At 54.2% G+C, this 14153-nt stretch carries 16 protein-coding genes and 1 pseudogene; 8 read left to right on the forward strand and 9 right to left on the reverse strand.

Going from position 1 to position 14153, the window contains the following annotated elements:
* Nucleotides 1-93 precede the first annotated feature (93 nt).
* The gene (gstA, locus tag FD428_RS11650) at nt 94-699 is read left to right on the forward strand and encodes a glutathione transferase GstA (protein WP_114848522.1); all 606 of its coding nucleotides are present in this window, start codon (nt 94-96) and stop codon (nt 697-699) included.
* A 96-nt stretch (nt 700-795) separates the two neighbouring features.
* On the opposite strand, the gene pdxY is transcribed toward gstA, so the two are convergent.
* From pdxY to anmK, 5 genes are all read right to left on the reverse strand, one after another.
* A complete protein-coding gene (gene pdxY, locus FD428_RS11655; RefSeq protein WP_114848523.1) occupies nt 796-1656 on the reverse strand; it encodes a pyridoxal kinase PdxY in 861 nt (286 codons plus the stop codon).
* Between the two features lie 61 nt (nt 1657-1717).
* Nucleotides 1718-2992, reverse strand: a complete 1275-nt coding sequence (gene tyrS / locus FD428_RS11660; RefSeq protein WP_114848524.1) for a tyrosine--tRNA ligase — start codon at nt 2990-2992, stop codon at nt 1718-1720.
* A gap of 126 nt (nt 2993-3118) precedes the next feature.
* Entirely contained in the window at nt 3119-3775 is a 657-nt protein-coding gene (gene pdxH / locus FD428_RS11665; protein WP_049011113.1) for a pyridoxamine 5'-phosphate oxidase, read from the reverse strand.
* A 58-nt stretch (nt 3776-3833) separates the two neighbouring features.
* Nucleotides 3834-4163 carry a C-type lysozyme inhibitor gene (mliC, locus tag FD428_RS11670; protein ID WP_012132523.1) on the reverse strand — a complete coding sequence of 110 codons (330 nt, stop codon included), beginning with the start codon at nt 4161-4163 and terminating at the stop codon, nt 3834-3836.
* A gap of 86 nt (nt 4164-4249) precedes the next feature.
* Nucleotides 4250-5371, reverse strand: coding sequence for an anhydro-N-acetylmuramic acid kinase (gene anmK, locus FD428_RS11675; protein ID WP_058669075.1), 1122 nt, complete (start codon nt 5369-5371; stop codon nt 4250-4252).
* A gap of 283 nt (nt 5372-5654) precedes the next feature.
* On the opposite strand from anmK, the gene slyB reads away from it, so the two are divergent.
* On the forward strand, nt 5655-6122 hold the full coding sequence (slyB, locus tag FD428_RS11680) for an outer membrane lipoprotein SlyB (RefSeq protein WP_012132525.1): 468 nt from the start codon (nt 5655-5657) through the stop codon (nt 6120-6122).
* 48 nt (nt 6123-6170) lie between these two features.
* Here the strand turns inward: slyB and slyA are convergent, their stop codons facing one another.
* Nucleotides 6171-6611 carry a transcriptional regulator SlyA gene (gene slyA, locus FD428_RS11685; RefSeq protein ID WP_012132526.1) on the reverse strand — a complete coding sequence of 147 codons (441 nt, stop codon included), beginning with the start codon at nt 6609-6611 and terminating at the stop codon, nt 6171-6173.
* Nucleotides 6612-6805: 194 nt separating this feature from the next.
* Here slyA and FD428_RS11690 point away from each other — a divergent pair, with 194 nt between their 5' ends.
* The 3 genes and pseudogenes from FD428_RS11690 to FD428_RS11700 all read left to right on the forward strand — a co-directional run bounded on the left by FD428_RS11690 (nt 6806) and on the right by FD428_RS11700 (nt 9945).
* Nucleotides 6806-7042, forward strand: a complete 237-nt coding sequence (locus FD428_RS11690; RefSeq protein ID WP_114848525.1) for a DUF1656 domain-containing protein — start codon at nt 6806-6808, stop codon at nt 7040-7042.
* A 2-nt stretch (nt 7043-7044) separates the two neighbouring features.
* The gene (locus FD428_RS11695) at nt 7045-7905 is read left to right on the forward strand and encodes an HlyD family secretion protein (protein WP_112002410.1); all 861 of its coding nucleotides are present in this window, start codon (nt 7045-7047) and stop codon (nt 7903-7905) included.
* A pseudogene (locus FD428_RS11700) lies at nt 7905-9945 on the forward strand (FUSC family protein). Before FD428_RS11695 ends, FD428_RS11700 begins: the two are co-directional and overlap by 1 nt.
* On the opposite strand, the gene sodC reads toward FD428_RS11700, so the two are convergent.
* From sodC to FD428_RS11715, 3 genes are all read right to left on the reverse strand, one after another.
* Nucleotides 9921-10442, reverse strand: coding sequence for a superoxide dismutase [Cu-Zn] SodC (sodC, locus tag FD428_RS11705; RefSeq protein WP_012132530.1), 522 nt, complete (start codon nt 10440-10442; stop codon nt 9921-9923). The pseudogene FD428_RS11700 and the gene sodC overlap by 25 nt on opposite strands.
* Nucleotides 10443-10521: 79 nt before the next feature.
* Entirely contained in the window at nt 10522-11418 is an 897-nt protein-coding gene (locus FD428_RS11710; RefSeq protein WP_012132531.1) for an aldo/keto reductase family oxidoreductase, read from the reverse strand.
* A 49-nt stretch (nt 11419-11467) separates the two neighbouring features.
* A complete protein-coding gene (locus tag FD428_RS11715; RefSeq protein ID WP_114848527.1) occupies nt 11468-11707 on the reverse strand; it encodes a DUF1289 domain-containing protein in 240 nt (79 codons plus the stop codon).
* Nucleotides 11708-11808: 101 nt separating this feature from the next.
* On the opposite strand from FD428_RS11715, the gene FD428_RS11720 reads away from it, so the two are divergent.
* From FD428_RS11720 to gloA, 3 genes are all read left to right on the forward strand, one after another.
* Nucleotides 11809-12408, forward strand: a complete 600-nt coding sequence (locus FD428_RS11720) for a TetR/AcrR family transcriptional regulator (RefSeq protein WP_047457263.1) — start codon at nt 11809-11811, stop codon at nt 12406-12408.
* Nucleotides 12409-12466: 58 nt separating this feature from the next.
* Entirely contained in the window at nt 12467-13564 is a 1098-nt protein-coding gene (locus FD428_RS11725) for an alkene reductase (RefSeq protein WP_114848528.1), read from the forward strand.
* Nucleotides 13565-13652: 88 nt separating this feature from the next.
* Nucleotides 13653-14060, forward strand: coding sequence for a lactoylglutathione lyase (gene gloA / locus FD428_RS11730; RefSeq protein WP_024130371.1), 408 nt, complete (start codon nt 13653-13655; stop codon nt 14058-14060).
* Nucleotides 14061-14153 lie beyond the last annotated feature (93 nt).

Below are 14153 nucleotides of genomic sequence, written 5' to 3' on the forward strand. Positions count from 1 at the left end.
ACTGATATTCAGGCCGCTAACGTGCGTTAGCGGCTTTTTTTTTGCCTGATGCCGCACTACCATACGTTAAACCTCAGCAAAAAGGAGTTACCGATGAAACTGTTCTACAAACCGGGCGCCTGTTCTCTTGCTTCTCACATCACCCTGCGGGAAAGCGGTATTGACTTCACGCTGGATGGCGTTGATCTGGCGAAAAAGCGTCTGGAAAACGGCGATGATTATTTCGCGGTAAACCCAAAAGGACAGGTTCCGGCTCTGCTGCTGGACGATGGCACCTTACTGACCGAAGGCGTTGCGATTATGCAATATCTGGCAGATAGCGTGCCCGATCGTCAGCTGTTGGCACCGACAGGCACCATCTCCCGCTACAAGACGCTGGAATGGCTCAACTATATTGCCACGGAGCTGCACAAAGGTTTTACGCCACTCTTCCGCCCGGATACGCCAGAGGAATATAAACCGATTGTCCGTACGCAGCTGGAGAAAAAATTGCGCTACGTGAATGACGCGCTCCAGGAAGGCCAGTGTCTTTGCGGCCAGCGTTTCACGATCGCAGATGCCTACCTTTTTACCGTGTTGCGTTGGGCGAAAGCGGTGAAGCTGAATATGGAAGGATTAAGCCATATCGACGTTTATATGGCGCGGGTCGCTGAACGCCCCTGCGTGGCGGCGGCGCTGAAGGCGGAAGGTTTGAACTAATGGTTGTTGCGCCGGATGGCGGCTACGCCTTATCCGGCCTGTAAAACAACCCGTAGGCCCGGTAAGCGTTAGCACCACCGGGCGCTTCGGTAAAACTCACAGCTGCGTCGCGCTGAAATAGTGTTCAGGTTTAGCAATGCGATCCTGCGCGGCCACCACCTGCAACTCGTATTCCTGCATATTTTTCGTGGCGATCATAATTTCATATACTGCCGCAGTAACGTGTTCAAGCGCTTGCTGCAACGTTGCGCCCTGCAACAGTTTTACCAGCAACAAACCGCTGGTCACATCCCCGACACCCACCGGCTGACGCATCCCGAAATCAACAAGCGGACGGCTAATATGCCAGGCTTCATCCGCCGTCACCAGCAACATCTCAAAGCGGTCGGGGCTGTATCCTGCCCGGGCGAGATGTTTAACCAGCACGACTTGCGGCCCTTCAGCAATCAGCTCCCTGGCAGCCAGTACAGCTTCATTAACATTATTGACCGCATGTTCACAGAGAATTTCCAGCTCCACCAGATTGGGCGCGATAATGTCGCTGGCCGGGAGCGCATGGCGAACGTGGAACTCAGCGACGCCAGGCGCCACGATGCACCCTTTTTCAGGATGACCCATAACCGGATCGCAGAAATATTTCGCCTGTGGATTCGCCGCTTTTACTTTACGGACAATCCCCAGAATATGCTCACCCTGCTCTGCGGAACCCAGATAGCCGCTAAGAACCGCATCGCACGTCTGAAGTTTATCAATATCCGCAATACCCTGAACAATTTCAGTCAAATGTTCGGGCGGCATAACACACCCTGCCCACTTGCCATACTGCGTGTGGTTAGAAAACTGAACGGTATTCAGCGGCCAGACATTTGCGCCAAGACGGCGCATCGGAAATTCAGCAGCACTGTTGCCCGCATGGCCGAACACAACATGCGACTGGATGGCGAGGATATTCTTCATGTTTACCATAACCCTAAAATAATAAAGGGGCGTGGTTTCCCACGCCCCTGCTGACTTTTTATTATTTCCAGCAAATCAGACAGTAATTCTTTTTACCACGGCGCAACAGCGTGTAGCGCCCGAATAAAATGTCGCTGTCCTGGAAGAAATATTCCGGGTCTGACTGTTTTTCACCGTTGATGGTCACCGCATTAGAGGCGATGGTTTTACGTGCCTGACCACGAGACGGTTGCAGTTCGGAATCCACCAGCGCCTGCATCAGATCGGCGCCTTTTTCCATCTCGATCATCGGCACGCCATCCTGAGCCAGTTGTTCGAAATCGGCTTCGCTGAGATCGCTCAGATTACCGTTGAACAGGCTTTCAGTGATACGTTTCGCCGCAACCAGACCATCTTCGCCATGCACCAGGCGCGTGACCTGCTCTGCCAGCACATACTGGGCACGCGGCGCTTTACCGCTGTGCTTATCTTCTTCTTCCAGCGCATTGATCTCGGCAATGTCCATGAAGGTGAAGAATTTCAGGAAGCGGTACACGTCAGCATCTGCGGTGTTGATCCAGAACTGGTAGAACTTGTACGGACTGGTCTTTTTCGGATCCAGCCATACCGCGCCGCCTTCGGTTTTACCAAACTTGGTGCCATCTGCTTTGGTGATCAGCGGTACGGTCAGGCCGAACACCTGGTTCTGATGCAGACGACGGGTTAGATCGATACCGGAGGTGATGTTGCCCCACTGGTCAGAGCCGCCAATTTGCAGCGTAACGCCGTGCAGTTTATTCAGGCAGGCAAAGTCATAACCCTGTAACAGGTTATAGGAGAACTCGGTAAAGGAGATGCCCTGATCGTCACGGTTCAGACGTTGCTTCACCGCTTCTTTGTTGATCATCTGATTGACGGAGAAGTGCTTGCCGATGTCGCGCAGGAAGGTCAGCACATTCATGCCGCCAAACCAGTCGTAGTTATTCGCGGCAATGGCGGAATTGTCACCACAGTCAAAATCGAGGAACGGTGCAACCTGCTTGCGGATTTTATCCACCCACTCCTGCACAGTCTCTTCGGTGTTCAGTTTACGCTCAGCGGCTTTAAAGCTCGGGTCGCCAATCAGACCGGTCGCGCCACCTACCAGCGCAACAGGCTTGTGACCTGCCTGCTGGAAGCGTTTCAGGCATAACAATGGAACAAGATGCCCCAAATGCAAGCTGTCAGCGGTAGGGTCGAAGCCGCAATAGAGCGCGATCGGGCCTTGCGCCAGTCGCTCTGCTAACGCTTCCTCGTCCGTTACCTGGGCCACCAGCCCCCGCTCTTGCAATTGTTTAATCAAGTTACTGCTTGCCATCAAAATCTCCATGTATAAAACGACTGCACCTTTGCCGGTACACGACTTTTCGCCAGACGCGAAAGGTATATAGAATAAAGCGCTGACGCACGCAGCGCTAGCGCTTAACACAACAAATTTCGGGGTTTAAGGAGCAAGCCGGTCAATTTTCCACGCGTTGTTTTCGCGCTGGTATAAAAAGCGGTCGTGTAAACGGTGTTCGCCGCCCTGCCAGAACTCCATCTGTTCAATATTGACGCGGAATCCGCCCCAGAAGCTGGGCAACGGGACTTCCCCTTGCTGGAACTTCTGCTTTAGCTCAAGAAACTTGCTTTCCAGAATGCCGCGCGCAGAGATTCGGCTGGATTGTTTAGACACCCAGGCGCCAATCTGGCTGTCGCGCGGGCGGCTGTGGAAGTATTTCACCACTTCAAGCGTGGAAAGGCGTTCCGCTTTGCCAGTCACCATCACCTGCCGTTCCAGCATATGCCACGGGAACAACAGACTGATACGCGGATTATTTTCGAGGTGATGCGCCTTACGGCTGCCCAGGTTGGTGTAAAACACCATCCCTTTTTCATCGTAATGTTTAAGCAGCACAATGCGTTGATAAGGCTGGCCGTTTTCATCGACGGTGGCGACCACCATCGCGGTCGGGTCCGCCAGTCTGGCATCACATGCCTGACCCAGCCAGCGTTCGAAAAGGGTTAACGGTTCAGCGGGAAGATCGTGGCGACGCAGGCCGCCTCTGGTGTATTCACGGCGCAGATGCGCGATTTGCTGCAATTCGTCGTTATCAGACATGGTGTTCGCTACGGATTGTCAGTGGGTGGCGCTATTGTGCGCCGCCCAGGTGAAAATCTCAACGCTTCGGGTTTTGTAACTGGCAGTTATTCAGCACAATTCTGTCGCGTTTATAGACCGTTGCGCCATCGCCTTTTGACCAAAAGACGTAGATGCCGTCCGTGTAACGTGCTCCCGACGCAGACATGCCCTGTTTGAGGTTCAGCAGTTTATTGTCGTAAACAAAATTCACCTCTTGCCGGGTATTGTTCATTTTTACGGTAAGCGGTTTTTCATCACACTGATATTCCAGCGTGTCCGTTTGCATACGCTCAAGCAATTGGTTGTAGACGCTACAACCGCTCAGGAGCACAGGCAGACATACAATGAGCAGTTTTTTCATAGACATATCCCGAAGACTTTCCTGGTCCGAAGGGCAAATACGCCCTTCCTAACCCTTTCAGTTTAACGGCAGACAGGCCCGGAAAAATTCAGTTAACTCTGAGTTCGTGGGTTCGCCGGGAAAATGGCCCCCAGAATGCTGGATTCTGTGGCCCCCGTCACCGAAGGGAGGTTCCCCGGCAACCCGGCGAGCGTGCGCCACGCCAGCCAGGCAAACGCCAGCGCTTCCATATCATCGCCACTGATCCCGGCTTCATCCGTGCTGGTAACTTCCGTGCCCGGCAGCAACCCGGCCAGACGCGCCATCAGCAAAGGGTTACGACTCCCGCCGCCGCACACCATCAGCCGCTCGCAGCCGCCGCTTAACAGAACCTGTTCAGAAATTGTCACTGCGGTCAGCTCAGCCAGCGTTGCCTGAATATCACGGGGAGCGAGGCCAGGAAAGGCCGAAAGGTGGCGTTCTATCCAGCCATAGTTGAAATACTCACGCCCGGTGCTTTTCGGCGCGGGCGCTGAAAAATAGGGATCGCTCAACATATTTTGCAGCAGCGGAATTATCACTTTCCCTTCGCTGGCCCATTGCGCGTCTTTATCATAAGGCTTAGCGCACTGCCGCCAGATCCAGGCATCCATGAGCATATTGCCTGGCCCGGTATCGTACCCTCTTACCGGTTGACCCGGTATGAGCAAAGACAGGTTGGCGATACCGCCAATGTTCAGCACCATCCGACGCTCTGTCGGGTGCGCCAGCAGCGCCTGGTGAAACGCGGGAACCAGCGGCGCGCCTTGCCCGCCCAGCGCAATATCGCGACGACGAAAATCACCGACAACCGTTATCCCGGTTCGCGCGACAATTTGGTTGTTATCACCGATTTGTAAGGTATGCGGTGCAGCGCCGGTAGGTTCATGCCAGACCGTCTGACCATGACAGCCGATGGCGACAATATCCCGCGGCCGCAGTTTTTCCTGCGCCAGCAGCGCGTTCACCGCGTCGGCAAAAAGCTGCCCGAGCTGCGTATCCAACTGGCCAAACTGGGAAAGCGTGAGTTGTTGCCCCTGGCAAATATCCAGAATGGCTTGTTTAAGATGAACGGGGATGGGCCAGGTCAGGCTCGCCTGCTGTGCGACCATCGTTTCATCAATTGCCGCCAGCACAACATCGACGCCATCAAGGCTGGTTCCAGACATAACGCCGATAAAACGGCCCGATTTCATACATCTTCCTTTTAGCGTGTTAAGCATGATTTTAGCGCTACCACTCAACCACAAAGTTTCTGCTAATACCATGCTTCATTAAGCATTTTTACCCTTCGATGCAGACGCTGACACTCTGTTCTGATAAATCTCATGGATGATTCGTTTATACTTGGTTAACCCAAATCTGATTATGATTTTCACATTGTTCCAGCAGAACATGTGCCTTTACGGTCGTATATGCCATATAATTTAACCATGAGGGATGCTTTGTGGCGTTTCATGGTGAACAGGAGATTTATAGATGATTAAACGTGTGCTGATCGTTTCACTGATGGGCTTATCTTTAGCGGGTTGTGTGAATAACGATAGCCTGTCCGGTGATGTCTATACCGCGTCCGAGGCGAAACAAGTGCAGAATGTCACATACGGCACTGTCGTTAACGTCCGTCCGGTGCAAATCCAGGGCGGTGATGACTCCAACGTGATCGGCGCTATCGGTGGTGCAGTGCTCGGTGGTTTCCTCGGTAATACCATCGGTGGCGGGACGGGTCGTTCACTGGCGACGGCCGCTGGCGCAGTCGCAGGCGGCGTAGCGGGACAAGGCGTCCAGGGCGCGATGAACAAAACTCAGGGTGTGGAACTGGAAATCCGTAAAGATGACGGCAACACCATCATGGTCGTACAGAAACAGGGCGATACCCGTTTCTCCGCAGGTCAGCGTGTTGTTCTGGCCAGCAACGGCAGCCAGGTTACTGTTTCTCCGCGCTAATCCAACAGACGTGTGGTCAGCCTCTGGCCACACGCCTTTCTTCTGGTCTTAGTTCTGAGACTGCAACTCAATAATATTGTGCTCAAGTTTCGCAATCAGCTTAATTAACAGCTCAAGTTCCTGCGGCGAAATCCCTTCCAGAATCTCTCCACGCGTTTTATTGATCACGGCTTCCATCTCTGTGATGAGCGGTTCCGCCTTCTCCGTCAGCTTAATTCGCTTGGCGCGACGATCGCTGGCGCAGGTTTGTCGTGAGATAAGCCCTTTGTCTTCAAGCTGATCCAACGTACGCACCAGAGACGGTTGTTCAATGCCAATCGCTTTGGCTAACTGTATTTGCGACTGATCCGGCGGAAGTTGGTGAATATTATGCAGCGTTACCCAGTGTGTCTGCGTCAACTCCAGAGGTTTCAGGCGATGGTCAATCAGAGCACGCCAAATGCGCACCAACCGTGCCAGATCAGAACCTAGTGGCGATTCCAATTTCATCTCCTTATAATTAGCTTGCTAAGATATTATACTGATTTTAGAATAGTGTGCAGCATTTATATGCTCAAAACAAATGTATTGCTAAATTTGCTTACAGGTAGACATTTTTTCAGACATTATGCGGAAAAGACGTGCTGTACCTCGGTTTTTACTAAACCTATAGCAACGCTGTTTAACGCAAAGGATTCTTGCTTGTGACGTTTATACCCACTGCAACAGGATTGCCCCTACAAGATCTGGTGATCGGCGCATCTGTCTATTTCCCTCCGCTTTTCAAAGCATTCGCGCTTGGATTTGTTATCTGGCTGCTGGCGCATCGCCTGCTACGCGACTGGATTTACTCGGGTGAAATCTGGCATCCCCTGCTGATGGAACTGTCGATATTTGCACTTTGCGTGTGCCTGAGCCTTATTTTGCTGATTGCGTGGTGATTATGTCGCTTAAAACAATGAAATACTTTTCAACGATTGTGGTTGCGGCCATCGCGGTTCTGGCCGGTTGGTGGCTATGGAATTACTACATGCAGTCTCCGTGGACGCGCGACGGTAAAGTACGGGCGGAACAGGTGAGCATTACGCCTCAGGTCTCCGGCAGCATCACCGAACTCAATATAAAAGATAACCAGTTCGTGAATGCAGGCGATCTGCTCTTTTCTATTGATAAGACACCTTTTCACATCGCTGAGCTTAATGCGCAGGCAGAACTGGCTAAAGCCCGCTCCGATTTAGCGAAAGCCAATAATGAAGCCAACCGGCGTCGCCATTTATCACAAAATTACATCTCTGCCGAAGATATGGACACCGCAAACCTGAACGTTAAAGCGATGCAGGCCAGCGTCGAAGCGGCGGAAGCGTCATTAAAACAGGCGCAATGGCAATTAGCCCAGACCGACGTTCGCGCGCCGGTCGCGGGCTGGGTGACAAACCTCTCAACGCGCACGGGGGATTACGCCTCCACCGGCCAACCGCTGTTTGCGCTGGTCGACAGCCACTCGTTCTACGTCATGGGATATTTCGAAGAGACGAAACTGCGCCATATTCGCGAAGGCGCTCCGGCGCAGATCACCCTCTACAGCGGCAACGTAAAGTTACAGGGTCACGTCGCCAGTATTGGCCGGGCGATTTATGATCAAAGCGTGGAGAGCGATTCCGGCCTGGTCCCTGACATTAAACCTAACGTTCCCTGGGTTCGTCTGGCGCAGCGCGTACCGGTGCGTATCGAATTTGATGCGTTACCCCATGATGTCACGCTGGTTTCGGGCACAACATGCAGCGTGGCTATCGGTCAACGCTAATGAAGTTCCCTCACCTGACCTGGCGCGATACGCCCTGGTTCAAAGCAACCTCTGGGCAATGGCGCTATGCATTGCGCAATACCCTCGCCATGTGCCTGGCGCTGACGTTCGCCTACTACATCAATCTGGATGAGCCATACTGGGCAATGACCTCTGCCGCCGTGGTAAGTTTTCCGACAGTAGGCGGCGTGATCAGTAAAAGTCTGGGGCGTATTGCCGGGAGTTTACTTGGCGCCACCGCCGCGCTCATCATCGCAGGTCACACGCTAAACGAACCCTGGCTCTTTTTATTAAGCATGGCGGCCTGGATTGGCTTTTGCACCTGGGCCTGCGCCCATTTCACCAATAACGTCGCCTACGCCTTCCAGTTGGCGGGTTACACGGCCGCCATCATCGCCTTTCCCATGGTCAACATCATCGAGGTCACACAGTTGTGGGATATCGCCCAGGCCAGGGTCTGCGAGGTGATCGTCGGTATTCTTTGCGGCGGCATGATGATGATGATCCTGCCCAGCACCTCTGACGGCACGGCGCTGTTGACCGCGCTGAAAAATATGCACGCACGGCTGCTGGAGCACGCCAGCCTGCTCTGGCAGCCGGAAACCACCGATGCGATACGTTCCGCCCATGAAGGGGTTATCGGCCAAATTCTGACGATGAACCTGCTGCGCATTCAGGCATTCTGGAGTCACTACCGTTTTCGTCGCCAGAACGCGCTGCTTAACGCTCTGTTGCATCAGCAGCTTCGCCTGACCAGCGTCATTTCCAGCCTCCGCAGGATGTTGCTGAACTGGCCCAACCCGCCGGAGCAGACCCGCGATGTGATTGAACAACTGCTGGCCGCGCTGGCTAATCCGCGTACCGACAGTTATACCGTCGCGCGCATTATCGCCCCGCTACATCCAAAAAACCGACAAGATTACCGCCACGTCGCCTTCTGGCAGCGATTGCGCTATTTCTGCCAGCTCTACTTACACAGCAGCTATCAGCTACGGTTGCTGGAAAACGGCGCCGCAGTCGATGAGATCAAAGTAACGCGCAGCCCCGGTCTGGCCCGCCATACGGACAACGCCGAAGCGATATGGAGCGGATTGCGCACATTTACCACCCTCATGGTGATTGGCGCGTGGAGTATCGGTTCACAATGGGAATCCGGTTCAGGGGCGTTAACGCTGGCGGCCATCAGTTGCGTGCTCTATTCCGCCGTCGCCACGCCGTTTAAATCACTCTCTTTATTGATGCGCACGCTGATTCTGCTCTCGTTGTTCAGCTTCGTCGTCAAATTCGGCTTGATGGTGCAGATAACCGATCTCTGGCAGTTTTTGCTGTTTCTGTTTCCTTTGCTGGCCACGATGCAACTGCTGAAGCTACAAATGCCGAAACTCGCCGGGCTTTGGGGGCAGTTGATCGTTTTTATGGGATCGTTTATCGCCGTCACCAATCCCCCCGTGTATGACTTTGCTGATTTTCTTAATGACAATACGGCTAAAATTGCCGGGGTCGCGCTGTCGTGGCTGGCGTTTGCGATCCTGCGTCCGGGTTCGGATGCCCGCAAAAGCCGTCGCCATATCCGCGCATTGCGCAGAGATTTTGTCGATCAGCTCAGTCGTCATCCATCACACAGCGAGAATGAGTTTGAATCGCTGACCTATCATCACGTCAGTCAACTCAGCAATAGCCAGGATGCGCTGGCGCGACGCTGGCTGTTACGCTGGGGAGTGGTACTGCTGAATTGTTCACATGTGGTGTGGCAACTGCGTGCCTGGGAAACCCGCTCCGACCCGCTTTCGCGCGTCCGGGATATCTGTATTGCCTTGTTGCGCGACGTGATGAGCGAGCGCGGCGTACAGCAACGACCGCTGGCGGCCACGCTCCAGGAGCTACAGCGTATTTGCAACACGCTGTCGCATCATCATCAACCTGCGGCTCAGGAACTGGCGGCGCTCATCTGGCGATTACACTGCTCGCTGTCACAGCTTGAGCAAGCGCCGCCGCAGGGTTCACTGACGTCCTGACTATTTGATGACGCCGCAGGCGTAACGCTCGCCACCACCGCCAAGCGGTTTCGGCTGATCGGACATGTTATCGCCGCCGACGTGGATCATCAGCGCTTTATCTTTGATTTCATCAAGAGATTTCAGGCGCGGCGCAGTAACAGGCGTGGTGGCTATCCCGTCATTATTGACCACCAGCACGGGAAGATCGCCCATATGCCCGGCGCCTTCCGGCCCCTCGTGCTTCCCGGTATTGTGCGGGTCGAAATGCCCGCCCGCCGCTTCTGCCGCCGAGGCTTTACCCTCTTTAATCGCAGGCTGGCAACTGCCATTAGCATGGATATGAAAACCATGTTCACCCGGCGGCAACGCTTTCAGATCGGGAGTAAACTCCAGCCCTTTATCCGTTTCGGCAATAGTTACGCTGCCAATCGACTGCCCGACGCCTTGCGAAGTCACCAGATTCATCGTCACTTCTTCACTGGCGGCCTGTGCACCCGCACAGGCCAGCAGGGTTAACATTGCCAGACTCAAACGCTTCATAAGACCTCCGTCAAATGTGTTTACCCGGTTAAGTGTAAACCAGTGACACAATTTTGAACGGAAAGCCGAAAACGGAGCATTACGGCACGTCGTAACCTAACGCCGCTTTGCGGATACGGAACCATTGCTGACGCGACATCGTCAGAGACTCCGCCTCAATCGCTGCACGTACGCGCTCAATTTTACCGGAACCGATAATCGGCAACGGCTGAGACGGCAGGCGTAAAATCCACGCATATACCACCTGCTCAATCGTGGTCGCGTTCAGCTCTTCCGCAATCGCGGCGAGTTCGTTGCGCAGCGGCGCGAATTCATCATCATTAAACAGACGACCGCCGCCAAGACAGGACCACGCCATCGGTCGAATACGCAGTTGCTGTAGCTGATCCAGCGTACCGTCCAGTAGCAGCGGCTGATGAACCGGTGAAATCTCAACCTGGTTCGTGGCAAGGGTAAACGGCAGACGCGATTGCAGTAGCGTAAACTGGGCGGGGGTAAAGTTAGAGACGCCAAAGTGGCGCACTTTTCCGCTCTGGTGGAGATGCTGGAATGCTTCCGCGACGTCGTCCGCATCCATTAGCGGGTCGGGACGATGGATGAGCAGCAGATCAAGACGGTCGGTCGCCAGATTTTTCAGGGACTGTTCAGCGCTGGCGACAATGTGGTCGCGGTCAGTGATGTAATGGCCGAGTACATTTTCAGCCCGGGCGGTCGTGGCGATACCACACTTCGTTACGATCTGCATCCGCTCACGCAGGTGCGGCGCCAGTTTCAACGCTTCGCCAAACGCGGCCTCACATTGATAACCGCCGTAGATATCCGCATGGTCAACGGTCGTGACGCCCAGATCAAGATGCTCTTCAATAAAGCTGACCAGCTGACGCGCAGACATATTCCAGTCCATCAGACGCCAGTAACCCATCACGAAGCGCGAAAATTCCGGGCCTTGCGGGGCAATAGTGATACGCTGAACCATAACCGCTTCCTCATATATAGATGTTTAGCGAGTATACGCAATTACGGTTTCAAAAGAGTGAGGGTTGTTGAGGTTCTTCCTGCGGGTTCGGTTTGTTTGCGCGTAATTTGCGCATAAGACGCTGACGACAAAGCCGCAACACGTCCTGCTTCTCGGCGTCGCTCATTTTTTGCCAGTCGAAACGCTCATCCCGACTGCGCAGACAGCCGCGACAAAATCCGCGCTCATCCGACTGACAGATCCCCCGGCACGGGCTTGGGACGGGAAAAAACTCTAACTGCTCGGCCACACTCTCTCCTCAACGAAAGCACTTATGCTTATTGAAGACGCTAACTGGCTTTCTGGCAACCTGACTTGCATTAGACCGATTGGTCTATTACACTCAACGGCATGAACAAACAGACTGAACATGATACCCGCGAACATCTTCTGGCTACCGGCGAGCAGCTTTGTATGCAGCGTGGCTTCACCGGAATGGGATTGAGCGAGCTGCTCAAAACCGCCGAAGTGCCGAAGGGGTCGTTTTATCACTATTTTCGTTCCAAAGAAGCATTTGGCGTCGCCATGCTGGAACGGCATTACGCCGGATATCATCAGCGGCTGGCAACGCATTTTGACGCCGGAGCGGGCAACTACCGTGACCGCATTCTGGCTTACTATCAGGAAACCCTGAATCAGTTTTGCCAGCAAGGCACTATCAGCGGCTGTTTGACCGTAAAGCTGTCCGCCGAAGTGTGCGATCTCTCAGAAGATATGCGCACTGCGATGGACAAAGGCGCGCGGCATATTATTACGCTGTTAGCGCAAGCGCTGGAAAAAGGACGCGAAGCCCGCTGTCTCTCTTTTGCTGGCGAGCCGCTGCAACAGGCGCAGATCCTGTATGCGCTGTGGTTAGGCGCGAATCTGCACGCCAAAATTTCTCGCAGTGCCGCCCCGCTTGAAAGCGCGCTGGCACATGTAAAAACGATTATCGCAACGCCTGCGGCTTAACGGGCGTTTTTATTTTCCTTATCACTAGACGACCGGTCTACTTATACCAGGAGCCATTATGTCATCTGAGAAACTGTTTACCCCGCTGAAAGTGGGCGCAATTACGGCAGCAAACCGTGTGTTCATGGCCCCTCTGACGCGTTTGCGCAGCATTGAACCGGGCGACATTCCCACCCCGTTAATGGCCGAGTATTATCGTCAACGCGCCAGCGCCGGGCTAATCATCAGTGAAGCGACGCAGATCTCCGCACAGGCGAAAGGCTATGCGGGCGCGCCGGGTCTGCACAGCGCGGAGCAGATCGAGGCATGGAAAAAAATTACCGCTGGCGTTCATGCCGAACAGGGGCACATTGCTGTTCAACTCTGGCATACCGGTCGAATCTCTCATTCCAGCCTGCAACCCGGCGGACAGCCCCCTGTCTCCGCGTCTGCGATCGGCGCTGGCACCCGTACCTCGCTGCGCGATGAAAACGGCCAGGCCATTCGTGTCGACACCTCAATACCGCGCGCGCTGGAAACCGACGAGATCCCAGGCATCGTCAACGATTTCCGTCAGGCTATCGCCAATGCGCGTGAAGCCGGTTTCGACCTGGTAGAACTGCATTCCGCCCACGGCTATCTGCTGCACCAGTTTCTTTCCCCGACGTCAAACCATCGTACTGACCAGTACGGCGGTAGCGTTGAGAACCGCGCGCGTCTGGTGCTGGAAGTCGTCGATGCCGGTATTCAGGAATGGGGGGCAGATCGAATTGGTATCCGTGTTTCCCCTATCGGCACATTCCAGAATGTCGACAATGGCCCGAATGAAGAAGCCGATGCGCTCTATCTGATTGAGGAACTGGGTAAACGCGGCATTGCCTATCTGCACATGTCCGAACCTGACTGGGCTGGCGGCGAACCGTATACTGACGCCTTCCGTGAGAAAGTTCGCGCCCGCTTCCACGGCCCGATCATTGGCGCAGGCGCCTATACGCCGGAAAAAGCGGAAGACCTGCTCAATAAGGGCCTGATCGACGCCGTCGCGTTTGGCCGGGCGTATATCGCTAACCCGGACCTGGTAGCTCGTCTGCAACGCAAAGCAGAACTGAATCCACAACGCGCAGAAAGCTTCTACGGCGGCGGCGCTGAAGGTTACACGGACTATCCTACCCTGTAATCCTGCGTTGGTAGCGGCGTAAAAACGCCGCTATACTAGAACAACATTTTGAATGTATTGACCATTCAGCACTTTTGAGGGGAAAAAGATGCGTTTACTTCATACCATGCTGCGTGTTGGCGACTTGCAGCGTTCCATCGAATTCTACACCAACGTACTGGGCATGAAGCTGCTGCGCACCAGCGAAAACCCGGAATACAAATACTCTCTGGCATTCGTGGGTTACGGCCCGGAAAGCGAAGAAGCGGTGATCGAGTTAACTTACAACTGGGGCGTTGATAAGTACGAGCTGGGCACGGCCTATGGCCATATCGCCCTGAGCGTCGACAATGCTGCCGAAGCCTGCGAGCGCATTCGCCAGAACGGTGGTAACGTCACGCGTGAAGCGGGTCCGGTAAAAGGCGGCTCCACCGTCATCGCGTTTGTTGAAGATCCTGATGGCTACAAAATTGAACTGATTGAAGCCAAAGACGCCGGTCGCGGTCTGGGCAACTAATCTCCCGCCGGGCGCAGACTCTCTGTGCCCGTTGTTTTACTGCATCTCAGCGTAAAATTTGCCATAATGCGCGCTGCAATTTTTCCGTATTAA

Source organism: Citrobacter sp. TBCP-5362 (assembly GCF_005406305.1).
Lineage (GTDB): Bacteria > Pseudomonadota > Gammaproteobacteria > Enterobacterales > Enterobacteriaceae > Citrobacter_B > Citrobacter_B koseri.